At 39.5% G+C, this 23,375-nt stretch carries 24 protein-coding genes and 1 tRNA gene; 10 read left to right on the forward strand and 15 right to left on the reverse strand.

What is annotated here, in order from left to right; translation table 11 throughout:
- Nucleotides 1-3: 3 nt before the first annotated feature.
- Genes PR725_RS05060 through PR725_RS05075 form a run of 4 tightly spaced genes read left to right on the forward strand, consistent with a single transcriptional unit; the run spans nt 4 to nt 4,926 of the window.
- A complete protein-coding gene (locus tag PR725_RS05060) occupies nt 4-783 on the forward strand; it encodes a LamB/YcsF family protein (RefSeq protein WP_109911569.1) in 780 nt (259 codons plus the stop codon).
- Nucleotides 780-1,586 carry a putative hydro-lyase gene (locus tag PR725_RS05065; protein WP_004912159.1) on the forward strand — a complete coding sequence of 269 codons (807 nt, stop codon included), beginning with the start codon at nt 780-782 and terminating at the stop codon, nt 1,584-1,586. Before PR725_RS05060 ends, PR725_RS05065 begins: the two co-directional genes overlap by 4 nt.
- A gap of 9 nt (nt 1,587-1,595) precedes the next feature.
- Nucleotides 1,596-3,170, forward strand: coding sequence for a 5-oxoprolinase/urea amidolyase family protein (locus PR725_RS05070; protein ID WP_117162378.1), 1,575 nt, complete (start codon nt 1,596-1,598; stop codon nt 3,168-3,170).
- A gap of 16 nt (nt 3,171-3,186) precedes the next feature.
- A complete protein-coding gene (locus tag PR725_RS05075) occupies nt 3,187-4,926 on the forward strand; it encodes an acetyl/propionyl/methylcrotonyl-CoA carboxylase subunit alpha (RefSeq protein ID WP_196718742.1) in 1,740 nt (579 codons plus the stop codon).
- Between the two features lie 41 nt (nt 4,927-4,967).
- Here PR725_RS05075 and PR725_RS05080 read toward each other — a convergent pair whose 3' ends face one another.
- Nucleotides 4,968-5,237, reverse strand: a complete 270-nt coding sequence (locus PR725_RS05080) for a hypothetical protein (RefSeq protein ID WP_004912150.1) — start codon at nt 5,235-5,237, stop codon at nt 4,968-4,970.
- A gap of 401 nt (nt 5,238-5,638) precedes the next feature.
- Here PR725_RS05080 and PR725_RS05085 point away from each other — a divergent pair, with 401 nt between their 5' ends.
- Nucleotides 5,639-6,181 (forward strand): DUF924 family protein, encoded by a 543-nt coding sequence (locus tag PR725_RS05085; protein WP_004912147.1) that lies wholly within the window; start codon nt 5,639-5,641, stop codon nt 6,179-6,181.
- Nucleotides 6,182-6,239: 58 nt separating this feature from the next.
- Here the strand turns inward: PR725_RS05085 and PR725_RS05090 are convergent, their stop codons facing one another.
- The 5 genes from PR725_RS05090 to PR725_RS05110 form a co-directional block, all read right to left on the reverse strand.
- Nucleotides 6,240-6,833: a TorD/DmsD family molecular chaperone gene (locus PR725_RS05090; protein ID WP_272537685.1), complete on the reverse strand. Its 594-nt coding sequence runs from the start codon at nt 6,831-6,833 to the stop codon at nt 6,240-6,242.
- A gap of 151 nt (nt 6,834-6,984) precedes the next feature.
- Complete coding sequence (locus tag PR725_RS05095; protein WP_004912143.1) at nt 6,985-7,761, reverse strand: dimethyl sulfoxide reductase anchor subunit family protein; 777 nt, start codon at nt 7,759-7,761, stop codon at nt 6,985-6,987.
- Nucleotide 7,762: 1 nt separating this feature from the next.
- Nucleotides 7,763-8,380, reverse strand: a complete 618-nt coding sequence (locus PR725_RS05100; RefSeq protein WP_110731999.1) for a DMSO/selenate family reductase complex B subunit — start codon at nt 8,378-8,380, stop codon at nt 7,763-7,765.
- A gap of 11 nt (nt 8,381-8,391) precedes the next feature.
- A complete protein-coding gene (locus tag PR725_RS05105; RefSeq protein WP_272567901.1) occupies nt 8,392-10,821 on the reverse strand; it encodes a DMSO/selenate family reductase complex A subunit in 2,430 nt (809 codons plus the stop codon).
- Nucleotides 10,822-11,121: 300 nt separating this feature from the next.
- Nucleotides 11,122-12,372 (reverse strand): mechanosensitive ion channel family protein, encoded by a 1,251-nt coding sequence (locus tag PR725_RS05110; RefSeq protein WP_117162376.1) that lies wholly within the window; start codon nt 12,370-12,372, stop codon nt 11,122-11,124.
- A 332-nt stretch (nt 12,373-12,704) separates the two neighbouring features.
- On the opposite strand from PR725_RS05110, the gene PR725_RS05115 reads away from it, so the two are divergent.
- Together PR725_RS05115 and PR725_RS05120 are read left to right on the forward strand one after the other, a co-directional pair.
- Nucleotides 12,705-13,229, forward strand: coding sequence for an anti-virulence regulator CigR family protein (locus tag PR725_RS05115; protein WP_117162375.1), 525 nt, complete (start codon nt 12,705-12,707; stop codon nt 13,227-13,229).
- Nucleotides 13,230-13,679: 450 nt separating this feature from the next.
- Complete coding sequence (locus PR725_RS05120) at nt 13,680-14,522, forward strand: D-amino-acid transaminase (protein ID WP_117162374.1); 843 nt, start codon at nt 13,680-13,682, stop codon at nt 14,520-14,522.
- 20 nt (nt 14,523-14,542) lie between these two features.
- On the opposite strand, the gene PR725_RS05125 is transcribed toward PR725_RS05120, so the two are convergent.
- The 3 genes from PR725_RS05125 to PR725_RS05135 form a co-directional block, all read right to left on the reverse strand.
- Nucleotides 14,543-15,118, reverse strand: a complete 576-nt coding sequence (locus PR725_RS05125; protein WP_004912122.1) for a cysteine hydrolase family protein — start codon at nt 15,116-15,118, stop codon at nt 14,543-14,545.
- A gap of 96 nt (nt 15,119-15,214) precedes the next feature.
- The gene (locus tag PR725_RS05130) at nt 15,215-16,576 is read right to left on the reverse strand and encodes a sensor histidine kinase (RefSeq protein ID WP_123382599.1); all 1,362 of its coding nucleotides are present in this window, start codon (nt 16,574-16,576) and stop codon (nt 15,215-15,217) included.
- A complete protein-coding gene (locus PR725_RS05135; protein ID WP_004912118.1) occupies nt 16,566-17,240 on the reverse strand; it encodes a response regulator in 675 nt (224 codons plus the stop codon). Before PR725_RS05135 ends, PR725_RS05130 begins: the two co-directional genes overlap by 11 nt.
- Nucleotides 17,241-17,412: 172 nt before the next feature.
- Between PR725_RS05135 and PR725_RS05140 the strand changes: the two genes are divergently transcribed.
- Nucleotides 17,413-17,655 (forward strand): hypothetical protein, encoded by a 243-nt coding sequence (locus PR725_RS05140; protein ID WP_272567904.1) that lies wholly within the window; start codon nt 17,413-17,415, stop codon nt 17,653-17,655.
- 190 nt (nt 17,656-17,845) lie between these two features.
- On the opposite strand, the gene PR725_RS05145 is transcribed toward PR725_RS05140, so the two are convergent.
- Complete coding sequence (locus PR725_RS05145; protein WP_004912115.1) at nt 17,846-18,106, reverse strand: DinI-like family protein; 261 nt, start codon at nt 18,104-18,106, stop codon at nt 17,846-17,848.
- Between the two features lie 220 nt (nt 18,107-18,326).
- Here PR725_RS05145 and PR725_RS05150 point away from each other — a divergent pair, with 220 nt between their 5' ends.
- Complete coding sequence (locus PR725_RS05150; protein ID WP_211889061.1) at nt 18,327-18,860, forward strand: GNAT family N-acetyltransferase; 534 nt, start codon at nt 18,327-18,329, stop codon at nt 18,858-18,860.
- A gap of 18 nt (nt 18,861-18,878) precedes the next feature.
- On the opposite strand, the gene PR725_RS05155 is transcribed toward PR725_RS05150, so the two are convergent.
- The 4 genes from PR725_RS05155 to PR725_RS05170 form a co-directional block, all read right to left on the reverse strand.
- On the reverse strand, nt 18,879-19,298 hold the full coding sequence (locus PR725_RS05155) for a GNAT family N-acetyltransferase (protein WP_117162373.1): 420 nt from the start codon (nt 19,296-19,298) through the stop codon (nt 18,879-18,881).
- Nucleotides 19,299-19,575: 277 nt separating this feature from the next.
- Nucleotides 19,576-19,652, reverse strand: a tRNA-Pro gene (locus PR725_RS05160).
- A 73-nt stretch (nt 19,653-19,725) separates the two neighbouring features.
- On the reverse strand, nt 19,726-21,441 hold the full coding sequence (yejM, locus tag PR725_RS05165; protein WP_109911578.1) for an LPS biosynthesis-modulating metalloenzyme YejM: 1,716 nt from the start codon (nt 21,439-21,441) through the stop codon (nt 19,726-19,728).
- A gap of 21 nt (nt 21,442-21,462) precedes the next feature.
- Nucleotides 21,463-21,690, reverse strand: a complete 228-nt coding sequence (locus PR725_RS05170) for a YejL family protein (protein WP_004911940.1) — start codon at nt 21,688-21,690, stop codon at nt 21,463-21,465.
- A gap of 242 nt (nt 21,691-21,932) precedes the next feature.
- Between PR725_RS05170 and yejK the strand changes: the two genes are divergently transcribed.
- On the forward strand, nt 21,933-22,934 hold the full coding sequence (gene yejK / locus PR725_RS05175) for a nucleoid-associated protein YejK (protein ID WP_004911936.1): 1,002 nt from the start codon (nt 21,933-21,935) through the stop codon (nt 22,932-22,934).
- A 96-nt stretch (nt 22,935-23,030) separates the two neighbouring features.
- Here the strand turns inward: yejK and rplY are convergent, their stop codons facing one another.
- Complete coding sequence (rplY, locus tag PR725_RS05180) at nt 23,031-23,312, reverse strand: 50S ribosomal protein L25 (protein WP_004260060.1); 282 nt, start codon at nt 23,310-23,312, stop codon at nt 23,031-23,033.
- Between the last annotated feature and the right edge of the window lie 63 nt (nt 23,313-23,375).

Raw genomic sequence — 23,375 nt, forward strand, 5'->3', positions numbered from 1 at the left:
GCCATGAGAAAGCAAATTGATTTAAATAGCGACCTTGGGGAGAGTTTTGGGCAATGGGAAATGGGGAACGATACCGCCATTCTTCCTGTTGTTAGTAGTGCCAATATTGCCTGCGGTTTTCATGCGGGTTCGCCAGAAGGGATATTAAAAACCCTTAAAGCAGCGAAGGAAAATGGTGTTGCTGTTGGTGCTCATGTTGGTTATCCCGACTTAGTGGGATTTGGTCGACGTAATATGGATATTGCATCAAATGAATTAACTGCGGACGTGATTTATCAAATTGGTGCATTACAAGGGTTAGCAACCGCAGCAGGAACACAAGTTTTATATGTTAAACCCCATGGAGCATTGTATAACACGATTGCTCATGATAAACGTCAAGCTATGGCGGTGATTGATGCGATATTAGCCATTGATAAGCAGCTGATATTAGTCGCATTAGCAGGATCGCCATTAATTGAGTGGGCGAGAGAATGTGGCTTAAATGTCGTCGCAGAAGCTTTTGCTGATAGAGCTTATAACAGCGATGGTACATTAGTATCTCGAAAATTAGCCGGCTCTGTATTACATGACCCACAGATAGTCGCAGACCGCATGTTGCAATTGGTCATGGAGGACGGTGTGATGTCAATTGATGGAAAATTTACACCGGTTGACGCGGGGTCAATTTGTGTTCATGGCGATAGTCCTGGCGCTCTTGAAATGGCAAAACAGGTACGCGCTATTCTAGAGAAACAAGGTATTGAAATTTATGGTTTTGCTCATAAAGGAGACCGCGAATGACACCGCTAATGAAGGCATCACAGCAGGCCATTGAAGCCGCTCGTCTTGCACGCCTTGCTATCCGCGAAGGATATGACAAACCAACAGCTGGCCTTGCTCCGGGCATGACTCAAGCCAATATGATTGCATTGCCACGCGATTGGGCATTTGATTTTTTATTATATGCTCAGCGTAATCCAAAGAGCTGCCCTGTTTTGGACGTATGCGAAGCAGGGAGTTGGCAAACTGTTTTAGCTGAAGGTGCTGATTTACGTACTGATATTCCACGTTACCGTGTGTGGGAAAATGGTCAGTTAACCGCTGAAATTACGGATGCGACATCGATTTACCAACAATATCCTGATTTAGTGACTTTTTTAATTGGTTGCAGTTTTACTTTCGAAACACCAATGATTGAAGCCGGTATTGATGTACGGCATATCACCGATAAATCCAATGTTCCGATGTATAAAACTAATCACCTTTGTCGCCCAGCTGGGCGTTTACAAGGGGAGCTAGTGGTTTCAATGCGACCAATACCTGCAAATCGAGTAGCGGATGCTGTGAGTATTACTGGCAGGTTTCCTGCAGTGCATGGCACGCCTGTTCATATTGGTGCACCAGAACAATTAGGTATTGTTGACATTATGCAACCTGACTTCGGTGATGCGGTTCGTATCGAAGAGGGGGAAATCCCCGTTTTTTGGGCTTGCGGCGTAACGCCTCAAGCGGCAGTGATGAAATCAGGGGTTCCTTTCGCATTAAGCCATGCACCTGGTTACATGTTTATTACGGATGTACCCGATGCCGCATATCATATATAGAGGTGCCAATTGAGATTTTTACCCGTCAATTTAAGTGCCTTTATGGTGGAGTTAGAAAGTCTTGAACAAACAATGGCATTGACTGATTCATTAACAGAAATGCCAATTTATGGGATTGACGAAATTACGCCAGCAGCAAGGACGATTTTAATTCGCTATAACCCGATCAAGATTGATGTAAATGATTTGGTTGAAAAGATTTCGCTTAGGGATGTGTCAAGTGTCGTCGGCAAGGCCAGCAAATTGGTCACTATCCCTGTTCATTATAATGGGGAGGATTTATCCGATGTTGCATTGCATTTAGGTATATCCACCGCTGAAGTTATACGTCGTCATACAGAAAATGAATTTCAGGTTGCATTTAGCGGTTTTGCCCCAGGTTTTGGTTACATGGTTTCGAAAGGCGCTAATTTGAATGTTCCAAGGCGTCAATCACCAAGGGTGCGCATTCCTGCGGGTTCTGTTGCATTAGCGGGAGAGTTTAGCAGTGTCTATCCACAAGCTAGCCCTGGCGGATGGCAGTTGATTGGTGTGACTGAGCTATTAATGTGGGATATCAATCGACCTGAACCTGCGTTAGTTCAGGCAGGAACGCGGGTCAACTTTGTTGATGCAACGAAAAGTCAGATTAGCTATAGCTTGCCAACTAAAGTAGAAAGTGAAACTAAACCTGAGAGTACCACTGCTGATTTAACCGTTTTAACGACGGGGTTACAGGTTTTATTTCAAGATTTAGGGCGTATTGGCCAATCGGCATTAGGTATTTCAGAATCAGGCAGTATGGATAAATCGGCATTGCGTAGTGCAAACCGTATTGTGGGGAATGAATCAGACTCACCCGCTTTAGAGATAACACAAGGTGGGTTTAAGGCTCAGGTACACAAAGACCTTATTGTTGCAGTGACTGGAGCGCCTTGTATTATTGACGTTATCACGGCAGAACACGAACAATATCAAGTTAATACTTATCAACCAATTCATTTAGCAAAAGGCGACACCATTAAACTAAGCCGGCCGAACAAAGGTGTACGTAGCTATTTTGCTGTGCGGGGTGGTTTTAACATAGAACCTATTTTATCGAGTTGTTCGTTTGATACGTTAGCGCAAGTTGGTCCAGCCCCAATTACAGCAGGCCAAACATTAACGGTTAACACCAATTCGTCTTCATTAGCCGTTTCATTGTATGAAACACCTATTTTTGATTATCCCGCTGAAAGCGACATAGTGGTTTTGGATGTGGTATTGGGACCTCGAACGGATTGGTTTACAAAACAAGCCGTTGAGCAACTAACGAATCAATTATGGCAAGTCACTGCGTCATCAAACCGTATAGGCCTGCGCTTATTGAGTGAAAAACCGTTAGAACGAGAACAATTACAGGAGCTACCGAGTGAAGGGACTTGCATTGGGGCTATTCAAGTGCCAGCAAATGGCCAGCCCGTTTTGTTTCTCAACGACCACCCTTTAACTGGCGGTTATCCCGTTATTGGCGCGGTATGTGAATACCATTTGGATTTAGCAGGACAAATCCCGGTGAATGCCAAAATACGTTTTAATCCACTCGGTGAATTTAAAGCATTGTAAGGGAGCCATTGTGCTTATGAACATGAATAATAACAAAAACCATAAAGTATTGATTGCTAATCGAGGCGAAATCGCAGTTCGTATTATCCGTGCATGTCGTGATTATGGTTTTCAGTCTGTTGCCGTTTATGCGGATAGCGATATTGATGCACTCCACGTCAAAATGGCGGATGAAGCCTACGGGCTTGGAGGAAATTCCCCCACAGAGAGTTATTTGAATATTGAAAAGCTGATTAGTCTCGCTCAGCAATCAGGTGCGACGATGGTGCATCCAGGATATGGTTTTTTATCTGAACGGGCTGAGTTTGCGCGTGCAGTTGAAGCCGCAGGGTTAATCTGGATTGGGCCTAGCGCAAACAGTATTGATATATTAGGCGATAAGGTTCAGGCTCGTCATATTGCAATGCAGGTCGGCGCACCGCTAGTGGTTGGCACAAAAGACCCGGTGAATAGCGCACAAGAAGTCCTCGAATTTGCCCATCAACATGGTTTGCCTATTGCCATTAAGGCTGCGTTTGGTGGTGGAGGTAGAGGGCTCAAAGTCGCTTGGCAACTCCATGAAGTTGAAGAGCTTTATCATTCGGCTGTACGTGAAGCGACCGCGGCATTTGGTCGTGGTGAATGCTTTATTGAACAGTTTTTGCATAACCCTCGGCACATTGAAGCACAAGTTATTGCGGATACGCATGGCAACGTGCTGGTGGTGGGAACCCGTGACTGTTCACTGCAGCGTCGTAATCAGAAACTGGTTGAAGAGTCGCCAGCACCTTTTTTATCCGAAAGTCAACAACAACAAATTATTCAAGCCTCTACCGATATTTGCCGTAAAGCAGGTTATGTTGGAGCAGGAACCGTTGAATTTTTGTTAAGCCAAGATGGAACGCTGTCATTTCTAGAAGTGAATACGCGCTTACAAGTTGAGCACCCAGTCACAGAGGAAACCGCAGGTATTGACTTGGTGATTGAGCAGTTACGAATTGCAGAAGGCTTACCTTTAAGTATTAAGGAGATGCCGATCCCACGAGGGCATGCTTTTGAATTTCGTATTAATGCTGAAGATGCTGGAAACGGGTTTTTACCGACCCCTGGCACCATTACCGTTTTTGATGCACCATCGGGGCCTGGAGTGCGTGTTGACAGTGGCGTAATGGCTGGAACAACAATACCGGGCACCTTTGATTCGTTAATGGCGAAATTAATTGTAGTGGGTCGTACTCGAGAGCAAGCTATTTCGCGTGCACGCCGTGCATTGGCTGAATTTACTATTGAAGGTGTTGCATCAGTTTTACCATTCCACCGTGCAGTAATGGAACAAACTGATTTTTGTGATAATTTTAGTGTACATACGCGTTGGATAGAGACCGAATTTAATGTGGAAATTCCACCGGCAAAACGGCAAATTCCATTATCGGACCCTGAGATAACACGTACTTTCATTGAAATCGATGGAAAGCGTTGCGAGTTAGGTTTACCCACTCAATTGTTTTCTCGTTTTTCAGGTAATAACTCCGTAGCAGCCCATTCTGCGCCTCAGAAGGTCCACAATCCTGATGCGGTCAATGCCCCCATCTCTGGGATATTGTTTAATTGGCTGATCCCTCAGGGAAATAATGTTTCAAAAGGGGATGTAATCGGTGTAATGGAAGCAATGAAAATGGAAGTGCAAATTGTTGCACACCGAGCCGGAACATTGAAACACGGGGCTATTAAAGGGGATTTTGTTGAAGCAGAGAGCCCAATAGCTGAAATTATTTAATTTGGTGCCTGTTTAGTTTGAGCTAAAGGAGTTAGCTCAAACTAACGGGAAAGCCGTTCTGGCAATGTTCTGAGAGGGAGATGCGGTGCGGGTATGGTATGTTTCTCTTCAGCGGTCATTTCATTGCTATCACGATAGACCTCACCACAGAGAAAATAGAGGTTCGGTCGCTTAGATTCTAGGTAATTTTTTCGGCTAATACATTGTTCTTGTGTAAAAATAGTTTCAGTCACCGGTAACGCATCACATGAATCTGTGCCACAAGGGCTAACCCATAACGCCCAACCAATGAGTACCATATGTCCTGCCATTTACATTGCCTTCCTTAATAAGAACCAATATGAACCGCTGAAAGTAATGACTGTAAGTAACTATCTAATTCACATACGCATTATAGGTTAAATTCTAACATTGAGTTAACCAAATGTATGTATTTAGGCATGATGAATTCTCTCATGCACACTAAAAAGCAAATCTTTATAAATTAAAAAGTTGCGAATTATTATAAATAGAAAATAAATGATTTAATAATAAATAACGCGGAATATTGTTAAAATTACCTTGTTGATAATGAGTGTTTTTTTGTGTTAGATCGCAAAAAACAAAATAATTATCTGCAATTAACCGATATTAGAGCTCAAGCCTGTCAATTAAGGCTCTTTTTAACTAGGATTATGACAACCACTAATAAGAAAATAGATAGGAATAAATCATGAATGCCATGGAAGAAGTGCTTTCATTTTGGTTTGAGGAATCGACACCAAAACAATGGTTTGAAAAAAGCGCTAAATTTGATTTGACGATAGCACAACGGTTTGCGCATATTTGCGAACGTGCAGCTAAGGGAGAATTAGCTTATTGGCGGGCATCTATTCGTGGGCGCTTAGCGGAAATTATTGTTCTAGACCAGTTTTCTCGTAATTTATGGCGTGATACGCCAAGGTCTTTTGCTCAAGACGCAATGGCTTTAGCATTAGCGCAAGAGGCGATTAAGCAACATGATTATAATCTCCTGACATTATCACAGCGCAAGTTTGTTCTAATGCCATTTATGCACTCTGAATCGAGTTTTATTCATTTACAGGCAGTTGAGCTATTTCGCATGCTGGGTGACGATGGCACATTAGATTTTGAAATGCGACATAAAGCGATTATTGATAAATTTGGCCGTTATCCGCACCGTAATGAAATTTTAGGCCGTGCATCAACACAAGAAGAAATTGCATTTTTACAAGAGCCAAACTCTTCTTTTTAGGTTGCAACCAAATGAGCCCATGTTTTGTTTAATAAGCTCATTTGGTTTAGTATTTTATTTAGCGGAATAATTCAGTATTGACTGGAGATAACGCTAATTCCAATTGTAGTGATTTAAGATAAATTTCAGTGAGTTGTGCAAGGGTAGGGTAAAAAGCAGTCTCTGTTTTGCTTTGCTGCACTAACTTTAAATAGCGATATGCCCAAGGCAATAAATATTGCTCAAATAAAGTAATAATGGCGCTGTCGTCCTCTTGTTCCGCTAAAGCAGAAACGGCCATCATCATTAAGCCAAATTGGTCTTCTGGTTCTCGTAGCCCTGTATCAGTGACTAGACCTTTCGTTTGCAAGAAGTCGCGATAAGCCGTTGTTGACTCTCCCATAACCGTATTATCATATTCTAAATACACTGAGCCCCAAGGCGGAGCGGGCATACTACCTTGTCCTTCGAATAAAATTGAATAATCATACGCAATATCATCAGGTTGTATTTGTGACAACAAAGTACAAATAGCCTGAATTTGCTCCGGGTTTTCCCAAGAATGTAATTGTGGTATTTCACCCAAGACAGGGTAGACATTGCGTAAAGTGTCCGATTGCGGAGGGTAGTAGAAAAACGCACCAAGGATGCGGATCATTGTCGTGTCAATCATATTATTTTATCCGTCTTATTTCGTGCTAAAGGCTGACATCATTATCTGATTTCCTGCAGTTATATTGATGCAGGATGGTGTTGGATTTCTAAACAAAGAACCCCAAGTGGGGTTCTTTTATGAAACACTATAACATAGTAATAACAACGTCTTACATGGTTATTTGCCACAAGTTATAGAATGCGATGCGGCCAGCAAGTTCAGCTAATAATACTGCAGCAGCACAAGTCGCTAATGTCGCTTTTGGTGCGCGGTGCTTTAACGCCATACCAACGAATGCGGCTAAAGCAATGGCTAAGACAACGACTTGGAAACCCCAGAAGCCAGTTTGTTCGTTGCTAAGAGCTGGACCAGTTTCGGTTAAGAAAGCTTGGTAACCAGCACGGCTAGCAAAAATAGCGAAAGTACCTATTAAGAATGAAGCAATACCTAGGCCACGAGCACCGATTGCAATGGCGAGTGCACCGCCTCCGACTAACATCGTCATCCACATTTGTAGTGTGGTGTAACCGGTATTCCAGTTAGCAATAGTGGCGATGTTGTATACCTGAGGTATTGACCAAACAAATGCAAGTCCTGACACTACCGCGGCAATATTAGCCAGTTCACGTAATAACGTATGTTTGAAAAACAAAGTAAAAAACAACGTTGCAGCAGCGCATCCAACAAATACGCCACTCAAGAACGCTTCATTACTCATTGGTGAACGGCCTACACCCAGCAGCATATTAAAGAAGCGTAGTGGTTGGCCAACGTGTAATCCACCGATACCTAAGCCTATTATCATAATAATAAAGGCCACGATATTGGCAGTTTTTAACTGTTTATCGTCAATAGAACCCATTCTACGGCTGATATAAGCGAGTAAGAAAAGCCCAGCAGCTGACTGTCCTAAGACGGTGAAAAAAACGAGTGGTAATTCATGCATCTTATACCTCCGCAGGGTTTTTTAATTCGCCACTTTTATCGCCAAATGGCTTCGCATCTTTATGTGGTTTGATAACAATATTCGGGTTCGTCAGGCTTGGGTCTGGCATTGGCGCAATACCACACTCCGTGCCGTGTAATTCACGAAGAACATTAATATCATCAAAATCTAAAGCACGCTGCGGGCAAGATTCAACGCAAACAGGTTTCATCCCTTTTGCGACACGCTCATAACAGCCGTCGCATTTACTCATCAGTTTTTTCTTCTCATCAAATTGTGGTGCGCCATACGGGCAGCGCAACTCACAATAACGACAACCAACACAAATGGATTGGTCAACCACGACTAACCCATCTTCTTCACGTTTATGCATTGCACCAGTTGGGCAACCCGCGACACAAGTCGGGTTTGAGCAATGGTTACATGAAATAGAAAGATAGTAATTAAAGACGTTTTGTTGCCAGATACCATCTTGCTTTTGCCAACTACCGCCGCCAAATTCGTAGACGCGACGGAATTTTGGACCTAAATCTAAATCTTTTTCATCCTTACAACTGACTTGACACGTTTTACAGCCAGTGCATTTTGTGGAGTCAAAGTAAAAGCCATATTGTTTCATCATTCAACTCCTTAAGCGCGTTTAACTTCAACAAGGTTAGTATGTTGTGGGGTACCTTTAGCCAATGGCGAAGGGACATGTGAGGTTAGTGTATTGATACAACCACCGACATCTAGCCCATCATCATTGAGAGTACGCCATGCACCTTGTGGAACGGCGATAACACCAGGTAATACACGCTCTGTTACTTTCACTTTAATTTGAATACGCCCACGGTCATTAAATATTTCCGCCATATCACCATTGTTCAAGCCGCGTTGCTGAGCATCGATTGGGTTGAGCCAAAACTGATGTGGAATGGCTTCACGGAGCATCGCAACATTGTAATATGATGAATGTACATGGCCTTTATCATGAAAGCCCGTCATTAATAGCGGATGCTTTTGCTGGCTTGCTTGGGCTTCAACGCCTTCTTTATTGACGCAATACTCAGGAATTGCAGGAATACGCTGGCCTTCGGGTAACTCCCAATTTTTGACACGCTCAGCCAGTTGTTCTGAATAGATTTCCACTTTACCTGACGGCGTCTTTAATGGGTTATTGATTGGGTCATCACGGAATTTCTTCAATGCAATATTTTCTGAGCTGTTCAGGAACTTACGATCGATAATACCCGCTCCGTCGGTTTCGCTGAACTCAGGTAAATGAGGCATTTTTTCACGTGTTTTGTTATAACAGAACTCAATCCATTCAGCGTAGGTACGGCCTTCGGTAAATTGCTCTTTTACACCCATTTTTTCAGCAATTTCGGCTAAAACATCATAGTTAGGGCGGTTTTCCCACAGTGGCTCAATCGCATTTTGTAGGCGAACTAAATAGTGATACGCACCACTTGCATAGGAGTTATTGATTAAATCGTTGGTTTCAACCGTTGTGACATCCGGTAATAATAAATCTGCATATTTTGCGGATGGGGTATCATGGTTATCCCATACTAAAATAAATTCACATTTTGATTCATCCGCCAGTATTTCATGCGTTTTATTTAAATCGCCATGTTGGTTACCAATGACATTACTGGAGTAACACCACATAAACTTGATGTCGTTGTTTAGTTTATCAACACCTTTAATGCCACCATTTTCTGCAGTTAATTCTTTCCCGCGAACAATCGCTTCTGACCACATATAAGTCGGAATCAAGGCTTTTACTGGGTTAGGTAAAGCAAAACCTGCAACAGGGTAAGCATAGCTATTCCCCCACAGCCCAGTATTTGTTCCAGCACGACCAATGTTGCCGGACATCAGAGGTAACATCATAATGGAGCGACAAGCTTGCTCGCCATTTTCTGTGCGTTGTAAGCCCCAGCCTTGTGAGATCCATGCTCTATTTGCATTGCCGATTTCACGTGCAAGTTGCTTAATACGTGCGACTGAGATACCCGTTAATTTGCTTGCCCACTCCGGTGTTTTAGCGATACCATCAGGGCCATTTCCTAAAATATAATCTTTATATGATGCATTGCGCGGTGCAGAAGCAGGTAAGGTCGATTCATCCCAGCCGACACAATAATTTTTCAGAAATTCTTCATCAGTCAGCTGTTCTTCGATCATGACATAGCCGAGAGCCGCAACTAATGCTGCATCAGTACCTGGATAAATTGGGATCCATTCTGCACCAAGGGTTGTGACGCTATCGGTGCGGCGCGGGTCAATGATAATAACTTTTGCTTTGCTTTTATCTAACGCATTGAGAGTTTCGTAAAATTGACCGCCACCAGACATACGTGTTTCAGCAAGGTTGTGGCCAAACATGACAACTAAGTCAGAATTTTGGATTTCAGATAAATAGGATTCTTCTACGCTACCATATACGTAAGGCGTGATTTCCATTAATTGAGCATATGAATATGTGCCATAATCACCCAAGAAACCACCGGTTAAGCTTAATAAACGTTTACAAGCGGCACGGCCGTGTAAGTTTGCGCCTGTTGAACCCGAGCCATATTGGTAATAAATGGCATCACTTCCATATTTATCAATGGTATACTTCAGTTTTTCGGCGATAATGGTTGTCGCCTCATCCCATGAAATCTTTTTAAATTTACCTTCACCACGTTTACCAACGCGAACCATTGGGTATTTTAAACGATCTGGGTTGTAGGTTTTCCACCGCACTGAACGACCACGTAAACATGGACGGATTTGGTGTTCACCTAATGTTGAGTCGTCATACATCGTTTCATTGGAAATACGGCTGATAACACCATCTTTCACATGAACTTTTAACGGACAACGGCTACCACAGTTTACTAAGCATGCGCTATAGCTAATTTTTTCACTGACTTCGTCAGGCATGATTGCTGGTGTTTTTGCTTGAACAGCAAAAGGAAGAGTGATTGAGCCAGCAACAGCAGCGACACCCGCAACGGTTGTAGAGGTTTGTATAAACTCCCTCCTGCTCAGTTCTCCAAATTGAGTATTTATTTTATTTTTATGCATTGACATTGCCTATATGTAAATAACAACATTACTTTCTTGTTTTATATGTTAAAAAAAGTTTCTGTTGAGTTACATGACTTACATCAATGTTATCCCTGATAAGGTGAATGTATTTATTTAATTTATAAGGGTTTTTTATTCATCAGAACATAAATTAGTTTTATTTTTATTAACTATCGAAATATTAATTTTTATATAGCGATGGGGCAAGAACTAAGTAAAAAGAGGGGTATATCCCTCTTTTAAATACCACTTTAGATGTAGATGAATAAGAAAATTTAACTAATCACTTAGTATTAATTATTTTTCTGGGGAATTGCCTATCATTCTAACATCATTTCCGGTAGGTGATTGATGTACCATCAGATTAAATTGCGGAAGGATAGAAAAAATATGGTCAAAAATGTCTGACTGTATTCTTTCATATTCCACCCATACAGTTGTATTGGTAAATGCATATATTTCGATTGGGATACCATTTGTGTCAGATTCTAGCTGCCTGACCATGATCGTCATATTTTTGTGAATATTAGGGTGTGATTTTAAATAAGCTTCAATATAAGCTCGGAAAGTCCCTATATTCGTCAAACGGCGTTGATTTAAAGGAACCGCTTTATCATCAGGTAGACTAGAGTTAAAGACTTGAATCTCCGATATTTTTTGTTCGATATAGGGTTCAAGTAAATTTGCTTTAATGCATTGCTCTATTTCTTCAGGTGTTAAAAAATGTACACTGCTGGCATCTAAGCGGACACTACGCTTAATTCTGCGGCCACCTGATTCAGTCATTCCTTTCCAATTTTTGAAGGAATCAGAAATAAGGGCATAAGTAGGAATGGTTGTAACTGTGTTATCCCAGTTACGCACTTTTACTGTGGTCAAACCAATATCTACAACAGCGCCATCAGCGCCGTATTTAGGCATTTCTAACCAATCACCAATATTAACCATGTTATTGGCTGAAAGTTGAATTCCTGCAACTAAGCCCATAATGGGGTCTTTAAAAACTAACATCATGACGGCGGTCATTGCGCCAAGACCGCTGAGAATAATTAGTGGGGATTTACCAATTAATAGCGCAATTATCATGATGCCAATTAAAATTGTGGCAATCAGCTTAAGGCTTTGGAATATTCCTCTAAGCGGTAAATGCGCAGTTTTGGCGGCACGCTGGAGCACACCGAGTATAATATCAAGAACAGAATAGAGGGTGAGTAAGCCAAATAATAGGCACCATGCTTGTGAACCGACCTTTAGAACGGCTTGTGCTGTCGAACCTGAATGCAACCATAGCGTTGCTTGGATATTGACAACAACACCTTGAATAACAAAAGCAAAGCGATTAAAAAGATTATGTTGAGTGATTAAATGAACCCAAGTTCCTGCACTTTTTTGCCCGCGCTTTTCGAGTTGTGGAAGTAATATTTTATGTAGAATTAAATGTAATACGCAGGCGACGATCAGAATTAAACCGAGCACTATCAGTAAAGAGGCAAGGCTAGCGTAATCTTGGTTGAACTGACGTACCCAGTCTAGCAGTTGCTGCTGCATGGTTTCTCCTTCTTTAGGGGTTAGGAACGATTACTTATAAAAATATTAGATAGTCAAACGACCTTATCATATTAGTAATGAAAATTCATGGCGAACAATATTAAACTCCGTCCTAATTCTTATTGTTAGTTCTAAGTATTGCATAGTATATGAAAGCAATACTAATGATAATAAAGGTTATTATAAAGGAGGACATTCGTTAATTTGATGGGTTAAGTAACATTTACATAACATTACGTGTGATAAGTATTTTCTGATTGTGAGTCTCTATAACTAAGCATAATGTTCTTAAAAATACTCCTAATATTATATTAACTTTGCAGGAATTTATTATGAACATATTTAAAAAACCGATTTGTTCAGTTCTTTTGCAGTATATCTTATTGCCTGTTATTGCTTGTACGCCATTATTTGCAAATTCATCTTCTAATGGCAATCAAGGTCAAGAAAATGGTAAGGGGAATCAAAAAATTCATGGAAATAAAGGAAATCAGAACAAAGATAAACCAAATAAAGAGAATGGCAATCAACAGCTAAAACATGCCAAATCGAACAAGTATTACGATAAACAACGGGGTTCGAATGTGAGTTTTAATGTGAGTTTTGGTCATGTAAGGCCTTTGGCTATTGAATATGGTTTGACGGGATATCGAGGCTTGCCGCCAGGTATTGCAAAGCAAGTGAGTAGGGGAAAACCGCTTCCTCCAGGTATTGCAAAAAAAACGTTACCTTCACCATTTTTGGCACAATTACCTGTTTATGTCGGCTATGAATGGAAAGTAAGTGGTCAGGATCTTATTTTAGTTGCGATAGGGACAATGGTTGTAGCTGAAATTATTGAAAATGTTTTTGAATAAAAAAAACGACCTTGATTGCAAGGTCGTTGTGCAAAATAAATGCAATTAACGCTAATGATTAGGTAACTAAAAGGTTTGATTGACTGAAAAATGATTAACTTGCTTACATAAAACGTTTAGAGAGTAATTCAATAACTTCTTGCACACTGCTGATAAATTCTTTGATGCTGTTCATCGGTAACCCCAAATTAAAATGTGATCCAGATCACGTGAGAGCATTTTAGCCATTAGCATGTTAATGTCAAGTTAATATTAAAAATAATTTTAAATATTAAACTATATTTTAATCTCTTTGCTGGAATTCTTTTTGGTTGAAAGATACTCCGATAAGACGGATGAAAATCTATAAATGACTACAAAAATGTGAAGAATTGAAAGGTAATTTTTATAATATGGTGTATGGTTAATTAGAGGTTAGGTAATGATTTGATTGATAAAGGAATACAGCGCATGATTGCTTATGTGAATGGCCAGTTTTTACCTGTAGAAGAAGCATCAGTATCTGTTTTTGACCGTGGTTTTTTATTTGCTGATGCAGTATATGAAGTGACAGCAGTAATTAACGGTAAGCTAGTTGACTTTGAACATCATATGGCTCGTTTGCAGCGTTCTTGTGCTGAATTACAGCTATCATTACCTTACGATTTAGCAGAATTAAAGCAAATTCATCTTCAATTAGTTCTACAAAATAATATAGAGGAAGGGCTTGTATATTTACAATTGACTCGTGGTAATGCAAAACAACGCAATTTTTTATATCCTGATAATAAAACGAAGCCAACATTGGTCTTATTTACACAAAAGACGAAGATTGTTGAAAATGAAAAGTCTAAATATGGAATAAAAGTCATCACTGTCGATGATATTCGTTGGCAACGTTGTGATATTAAAACAGTCGCCTTATTAGCGGCTTCTATGGCGAAAGAATACGCTAAGCAACAAGGTGCAGATGACGCTATTTTTGTTAAAAATGGCTATGTTACGGAAGGAAGTTCCAGTAATTGTTTTATTATTAACCCTCAGAACCAAATACAAACACGAGGGCTAAGTAATAAGATATTGCCAGGTATTACTCGCCAAGCAATTTTACAGCTTGCTCGGGAGCAAGAAATAGACATTGTTGAAAAGTCATTTAGCATTGATGAAATGTTAGAAGCAAAAGAAGTTTTTATTACTTCTGCAACGACATTAGTTTGGTCAGTTATTATGGTGAATAACCAATTAATTGGGGAAGGTAAGCCGGGGAAACTTGCTACCCGGCTACGGGAGATATACTTGCAAAAATTAAAATAATCTCATGAGATACCTAAGTGTTATTTTAATTGCATAAATTCTTTAACGGAAGAAACCGTTACCATTCCATCCAATGCCTGAATACTTTGCTGGTGGAGTTCTGGCGTTGGAGCGGCACATAAATCTTCAAGTACAGTGACATAATACCCTAAGTCATGAGCCTGCCGAGCCGTACTTTCAATGGCTTTTACGGTACTAACTCCGCCAATAAACAATTCTGTAATGCCATTTTCGGTAAGCCATTTATGGAAATGGTTTCCTGCAAATGCAGAAACCCCTTTTTTAATCATAACAGGGTCACGAAATGCCACTTCAAGGTCATGAGCCCAATTACACCCATTACCACTTAATTTTAAGGCACCAAGGCTTTTGGCTTGCTGAAACATTGGGGAGCCAGCAGGAACATCGTGGTAATTGTCTGAAAACCCAACTTTAACCCAAATAACTGGGATATGATGACTTCTTGCATATTGTGCTGCTTGATTGGCTTTTTCAACAATTTTGCGAGAGCAAGTCTGTTGATAGCTTGAATTAGATAAGCCATTTTTACCAATTATCTCTTCAATGAGATCAATAATAACTAATGCCTTGGACATTATTGCCTCTTTTAAGTGTACGTATAATAACTTATAAAAGGTGTATTCTAGCTAGAAAAAATAGTGAATGCTGTTAACTCAATAACATAATTAGATTTAGGGTAAGTCAATAATAAAACCAATGCCTCGATTGTCTAATCCATCAGTAACTCTAATTACAGCACCGATTTTATGGGCTAAATTTTGGGCGATAGATAAACCTAAACCGCTTCCGGTTTCCATTGTTCCAGGTACTCGATAAAAACGAGAAAATATAAGTTGACGGCTTTCTTCTGGAATTCCTCGGCCATTATCTTGAACGGAAATAGTTCCACCAAATGGAGTCAGGTCTTTTAAAATAACTTTTATTTTCCCTTTTTCTGGGCAGTATTTAATCGCGTTTTCTATCAAATTGGTAAAAATATTACTCAGTGCAAGTTTATCAGTGAGGATATAAAAAGATTTTGGGCTTTGTAGTTCGACATCAATGTCTTTGTTAATGGCGTAAGGTATATGTGAGGATATTAAGTGACTGATTAATACAGGAAGATCAATTTGCTCTTTATTTAATAAAAAATCTTCAGTTTCTAAGCGTGCTAAGTCAATTAATTGATGTGATAGAGAAGCTGCTCGATTTAAAGTCTCTTGCATATCATTAATAATTTCTTCTTTTTCTTTGGGATTATCAATTTGCATTAATAAATGTAATTGAGCTATGACAGCTGCAATCGGTGTTCGTAATTCATGTGCGGCATCTGCCATGAAACGCTTTTCGCGTTGATTTGCAGCATCAACACGAGACATAAGGTTATTGATTGCCGCAATGATAGGCCTAATTTCTTTATATTGTTCTTTCGTTTCTATTGGCGTTAAATTACCCGGCTGGCGGCTAGAAATTAGTTTTGCAGATTGCCTTAAAGGCCGTAGGCTAAAGTAAGCAGTAATTAAAATCGCTAACAGCATAATAGCCAAAATAAAAGCGAGGGGGATGGCGGTGCCTTCGGCTGGGCTACCTAATAAAGATTTACGGTCACTATAAGATTCGGCAATCACAACTTCAAAGGTATTTTTGTCATTCCATGCAGACGTAAAGTGCCAGTCTTTATGTAATACAGCGAGCTCAGAAACGGATTTCAGCGATGGAACGTGTAGCTTGTCACTGTTTCGATAATAGACATTTCCTTCTTTATCTCTAACAATCATAAACGGTCGATAACTAATATTGTCGCCACTTTCCATCGCCGTAGAATAAAGTTCTTGTAGATTATCAGCAATTTTATTGAAATATTCTGGCTTATCAGCAACCACATCAAGTGTTTTAGCAAACCCTTGAGTGATGACGTTCTGTTGTTCATTTAATTCATCATGAATTGAAGGCCAATAAAAAAATTGTAGCCAACCAACTAATAACAGCCAAAGAAAAATAACTGAACTAATTTGTAGTCCGAATGTATAAATAAAAAATGATTTAACTTTCACTTAGTGGTGCTTCTTTTTTTAATAAATAACCAATACCACGGATAGTAATTATACGCTCTTTACCTATTTTTCGGCGTAAATTATGAATATGAACCTCTAAAGAGTTACTTTCCACATCGTCTAACCCGAATAGACGCTGTTCTAAATCTGTTTTTCTGACAACATTATCCGCATTTCTTATTAATTCATAGAGTAATAAATATTCTTTCCCGGAGAGCAATAGCAATTGTTCATTAAGGGTCACTTGGTGATTAAGAGGATTTAATTGCAGGTTACCTAGTTGCCATATTTCAGATGAAAAACCAGCCATACGGCGGCTAACCGCTTTTACTCGAGAAATAAGCTCAGGCATAGCGAATGGCTTCGTTAAAAAATCATCTGCACCTGAGTCTAAACTAGAGACTAGGTTATCCATTTGGTTTCTTGCTGTAAGAATAATTATTGGGATAGTTTCCCCCATATTACGCCAAGTAATGAGTTCTTCATGGCCATCGCCATCAGGCAAGCCTAAATCTAAGAGCATTAAGTCAAAATTACGGGATGCAAGTTGTAATTTTGCGTCTGCAAGTAGCCTTACCCAACAAGGACTAAAGCCTGCCAATTCCAGCCCTCGACATAGTGCCTTTCCCAACTGAAGATCATCTTCGACTAATAGGATATTCATATTATCACCTCTACGAACAAGTATAAGCAGGCAGTGAGTGTCAGACAATATGCATAGTTCAAGTTTGAATCAGATTTAAGCATATCTTAAGGTTGGTTTAACTCATTTTTAAGGTACAAAGAAATAGATTGTTTATTATCATTTCATCACTCAAACAATAAGAGCATTGATAATGAAACAAGTATTTTATGAGGTGCCATTATTTATAGTAGCAATCCTATTTGCTTTAATCTTTATGGGGAAAGATTTCAATAATTCACCCTCAGTAAGCTTATCAACTCTAACGCTAAATGAAGTTTCTACTTGCGTGAATGTTGATAGCTGTATTTCACAAGTTAGAATAACTCGTGAAGGAAATAAAAAATTAAATCCAGTGAAAGAAATTAAAGCTTTTCTTAGGCATAAAATCTATTAATTAACAACGAGTAAAATTTAGATATGAGAAATTATTAAATAAGTAGTTTCTTTAATAATCAACGTATTGTCTTGCTTTTATTCTCCTGCAAGTAGAAGTGTTTTTGTTGATGAGGCTGGGTTTAATTACGACTTTTAGTAAAAGAAAAAGGAATGTTACACAATGGGTAAACATTCCTTTAAGTATTAGGTTAATCCACCGTTGTTTCTTCTGGGATCCAACCATCATCCATCCATATTTCTTCCAGTATCTCTTCAATACGAATTTTATCTTCCGTTATTTTAGTTCCAGAGATGTTAACGCGTTGTTGTGAGCTAAACCCAACCCGCGTTATCATATCTGGATATTGGTTTTGAAGTTTGCGTAAAATCTCAGTTTCAAGTGCTTGCAAAACAATTGAACTCGGTTTTTGTGGAGCGTTCTTATCAAATAATACTTCGATACGTAACATGATAGCCTCTAGTAAAGACTGTATTAATATACAGTATTTTTAGAACTATTAGGTAAAAAAGTCAATATAGTGCTACAAATATTTTTATCAGCGAATGGAGTGAAAAAATAATAGCAAGATAAAACAACAGGTTAATGTTATGAGTGCACGATAAATAATTGTCAGAAAATTTAAAATAGGTATGCTAGAAAATATTTTTTATAAGGTGAGTTTTGATTAAATGTTACATGCTTTAAGAGTTTCAAGTGAAGATAGCGAAGCGATAGCAATGATTAACCAGTTGTATGACACAGCTTTTCCATTATATGAACAAAGAAGCTACCAAGGAAGAGAGGCAATATTAAATCATAGCGATTATTATTTGCTCAATTTCAAAGAGAATGACACTTTTATTGGTTTCATTGGTTGTTGGAAAATCGAAGATTATTATTACATTGAGCATCTTGCTATTTCCCTCATATTAAGAGGGCAAGGTTATGGGCAAAAGGTATTAAAACTGTTTTGTCATGATGTTGGTAAAGTGATTCTAGAAATAGACCCCATTATTGATGAAGTTAGCCAAAAACGTTGGTCTTTTTATCAACATTGCGGTTTTCAACAAACTGAATACGCTCACGCACATCCAAGTTATTACCCAGAAAATAAGCCGCATGAGCTTAGGGTATTAAGCTATCCAGAAGTGATAGCTCAAGAGGTGTATCAGCAATTTAATCACACCTTGCAAACGGTTGTGATGAATAAAGCGCTATTATAGTTCACCATTTAGATGGTTTTAATCAGATATATAGCAATAGATAAGTTCGGGATCATTATCATCTAAATTTTCAATGTATCCACTAGGAATAAAGCCAGTTTTTATTAAGAGTTGTTGAGTGGCTGTATTCGATTGGTTTGTAGATGTAAAAATTTTTGGGGTTTTACTCTGCATTTTTAGTTTATTAATTAAGGTGAGTCCAAGGCCTTGCCGACGATGGTTTTTATTTACCATTAATAACTCTATAAAAGCATGGGAATAGAAATAATAATGTAGAACACCATACGCCAATATTTCGTTGTTGGCTTCCAGTACATAACATATTTCTTGTTCGAGCCATTGGGTAATGTCTTCATAGCGTTCTGTCGTCGCAATGGTATCTATGGAAAATATAGCATTTATATCAATTAGTGTTGCGGCTCTAAAGTTAGTTTTCATTATCAATCAGTTGTTTATCAATGCTAAATGTCTTAATTTGAAAATATTACAGCATAGGATTGGTTTAGGTAAAAGATTAATATGAATAAGTAGCGCTTAAATAGGCATGTATACCTATCTATCAATTGAATTGAGAGTATTTTGGACTGTATAAGCAGTTGGTTAAAGCTAGTATAACCATGTCGGGGTTTTACACCAGTTTTACCGCCATTTTACCTTTTTAAAATCACACATACAAAAAAACCAACCGTAATAGGTTGGTTTTCTTAGGGAATTTTGGTCGGCATGATAGGATTTGAACCTACGACCCCCGACACCCCATGACGGTGCGCTACCAAGCTGCGCTACATGCCGAACTTTGATTAATACTACTCATTTTACTTCTAAAAGCAATAGACTGAAGATGCGACTGGTTGATATTTAAACACTAATTTTCATTAAAGCGTTTTAACTCAGTAAAGATCTTCAACAACTCAGCCAAGTCAGGTTTTTCATTTCGTTCTATAGCACCTTGTTTATCATAGATATTAAACTGACCATTTTGATCCATGTAGAGGGTGGCATTATCTGTGGTAATGACAACATCGTCGTTATCACCGGTGATCACCCATGGGTAAGTACGTTTAACACTAAATAAATCCTCACCTTGGCTGTAATCATCGGGTGGATTACTGACATGTAGTAAACGCTGCATCAATGTTGTCATGACATCTTGATGACTAGTTAGCTTATCTATTTGCTGCGCTGGTGTGTTTGGCCAATAAATGAATAGTGGCACTTGCATATTATTACGATTGAAGCGTTTGCCATCTAACCACTCGTTTTCTGCTTTTCCTTGGTTATTGTAATTTGCGGTCACAACAACAATGGTGTTTTGCAAGCGATTATCACGCTGTAATACAGACATCACGCGATTGATTTGTTCATTGGTTTTCGCGCTTCCAGGTGTTCCTTTAATATTGAGGAAAGAGAACCAAGGAGAGTCATTCTTAAGGCTATCTAGCCAGTTACTCCATTGTGTCACTGTTAAGTTGTCATTATCTGCAGTTTTTGCAGGTAATGAGTAATCCGCTAAAATAGCTTGCCTGAATAATGGAGAATTAAAGCCATCTGTTGAGAATAAACCAAACTGATATCCTTGATGCTGTAAGGCTTCGATTAGCGCTGATGGATGGCGACCATTGAGAATATTATCGAAATAAGTTGATGAAATACCATAGAATAAGCCAAATAGCGCGGTATCGTTACGTAGACCGGCAGTGTAGTGATTCGTAAACTGTGTACTGATTTCTTTAAATTCGTTTAACGCACCCATAGAATCTTGTTGAGATTTGTCTCCAAGATCATCAATGACCAACAATAATAAGTTGTAATCGGCGCCTTGGTCATAATAACTTAAAGGTTTCAATGGGTAGTTTAATTTAAGTGCTGTTGGGCTACCTTGCTGGAATACACGGTTTTGATGTTCAGTTAAGTCTAACAGGCCATATCTATCAAGGAGCTTGCGGGCTGTCATGGGTTGTGACAATGGATAATTGTAGCGTTGCATGGTGATAGGGCGATAAAAATTAGCATCGGCCCATGCATACATCAGGTGTGACATAATAAAGGTCACAATAAAAATACCCGCAAGCGGTTTGCCAAATGTTTGGCGATTTAAACTACGTAATTTTTGCCAACTCCAAGTCGCAAATAACATTTCAACAAGAAAGATAATCGGAATGCTGATAAACATCAGTTGCCATTCACGAGCCATCTCACCCTTAGTTGGGTTGATGACCAAGTCCCAAACTTGTGGTGTTAAATGCAAACCAAATTGGCTAAAAACACGGATATCAAAAATTAATAGCGTTGTACCAGCCGTTGCAAGGGCAACACAAAGTACCCTCAGCAGCCGCTGAGACATAACAATAAAGGTCAGTGGAAAAACAATTAGTAAGTAAGTCGCAAAGACCACAAAACTAAAGTGACCAATCCAACTGACGAAAGCATAAATTCGGCCAGTTAGGGTATCTGGCCAATCAAAAATAAACAGATAGCTACTACTTAACACGAGGCTAAGCAGTATATTGAATAGTGCAAACCAGTGCCCCCAACCAATCATGTTAGAGACTTTGTCACGGTAGCGCAGGTGGGTGACCATACTGTTTATTTCATTAATCAATTAGTGTGATTGATCTTCTTTAACAGAAGAAAGTAATGCATTTGCGAATGATTCTGCAATCATTTTACGTTGCGCAGGCGCAACCGACGTATTCAGCAGATTCGTTACCATATTACCTAACACCATGAGGGAAAGGTCAACAGGGGTGTGGTTTTTTTCTAACACGCTCACGAGGTCAGAAAGTAAACCTTCAACTTTTTCATCACTATAGCGAGATGATTGTGGCATAAATTGAGACATCCTAAATTAATGAAAGCTACATATCATAGCGTATCACAGCTGGTTTTTCTTCTTTCTTCGCAACAAATTTTTGTTTAAGTGATAATAATGCTAATTCAGATTCGTAAAGTGCGTATTAGTTCAGCGTAATTAGGCTGAAAATAGAACAAATGATGGTTTCTGTTGCAGAGGAATAATATCAATGTTTGAATACGCGCAACATTATTTTCGCTATAACGAAGGAGCCAACAATGAGTCTGGAAATTAACCAGATAGCTTTACACCAGTTAATTAAAAGAGATGAGCAAACCCTAGAGGTGATGTTGCGGGATTCTTTATTGACAGCAGATGGTGTCGTACAAGACATGATGGCAGAGTTACACCGCGTCTATAGTGCAAAAAGTAAAGCATTTGGCGAATTTAACGAAGAAAGTGAACTTGCCGATGCGTTAAAGTTATTGCGTAAAGGCGAGGAAGAGTTTTTAGGGTTCAGCCGTGCGATGACCGTTCGCTTGAAAGATGAATTAGCCAAATATCCTTTTGCTGAAGGGGGCGTGGTTCTCTTTTGTCAATACCGTTACCTCGCGGTCGAATATTTATTAATTGCGGTGCTCAATAGTTGTGACAGCATGTTTGTCACGGAATCATTGGATTTAGGCACCACACATTATTTAGATATTCCTCATGCAGATATTGTCGCTCGTATTGATTTAACGGAATGGGAGACCAATCCTGAATCAAAACGCTATTTAACTTTCTTAAAAGGTAGAGTAGGGCGAAAAGTATCTGATTTCTTTATGGACTTTTTGGCTGCATCAGAGGGATTAAATGCAAAAGTTCAGAATAAAGGCTTGGTACAGGCACTTGACGATTTTTGTGATAATGCACAAATGGACAAAAACACACGTCAAGCTTATCGCCAGCAAGTGCATAGTTATTGTACAGAACAATTACAGTCTGGAGAGGAAATTGAGTTACAGGCGCTGGCAAAAGAGCTGCCAATGGTTGAAGAACAAAGCTTCGATGATTTCGCTCGCCAAAATGATTATCAACTCGAAGAAAGTTTCCCTGCCGATAGAGGAACGTTGAAGCAATTAACGAAGTTCTCAGGGAGTGGCGGAGGGATCACGATTAGCTTTGATGCGATGCTTATGGGAGAGCGTATCTTTTGGGACCCTGTCACTGATACGTTGACCATTCGCGGTACACCACCTAATTTGCGTGACCAGTTACAACGCCGGGGGGCTAAATAGGCTGTGGCGTTGAATCGGTAGAAATAAATAACGCCGCAATTGCGGCGTTATTTACTCGGCGTCCCGAAAATTCTAAAGCTCGGCTGTGGGCTTTAATTAAGCGCGCAGGAAGTCAATGTGCGTCACTTTTGGCTTAAATGGGTGACGTTGAACAGCCTGAACTTTTACTTTTGTTTCTTTACCATCGATAACCAGGTTCAGAACTTCGTAAAATTCTGCTTTGCTTTCTTGGTTGATGATTTCATCGTGGTTAAGAGTTACAGAGATAGCTTCTTGGTTGCCACCGTAAACGATAGCTGGAAGCTGGTTATCTCTGCGCAGGCGGCGGCTCGCACCCTTACCCTGCTCTTTACGTTCAATTGCATTGATAGTTAACATTACTATTTCTCTATAAAAAGAAAATATAAATTCCTGCTACAGGCGACCCAGCAGCAGGTTCGA

It is taken from the genome of Providencia sp. PROV255 (assembly GCF_028478065.1).
Classification (GTDB): Bacteria; Pseudomonadota; Gammaproteobacteria; order Enterobacterales; family Enterobacteriaceae; genus Providencia; species Providencia rettgeri.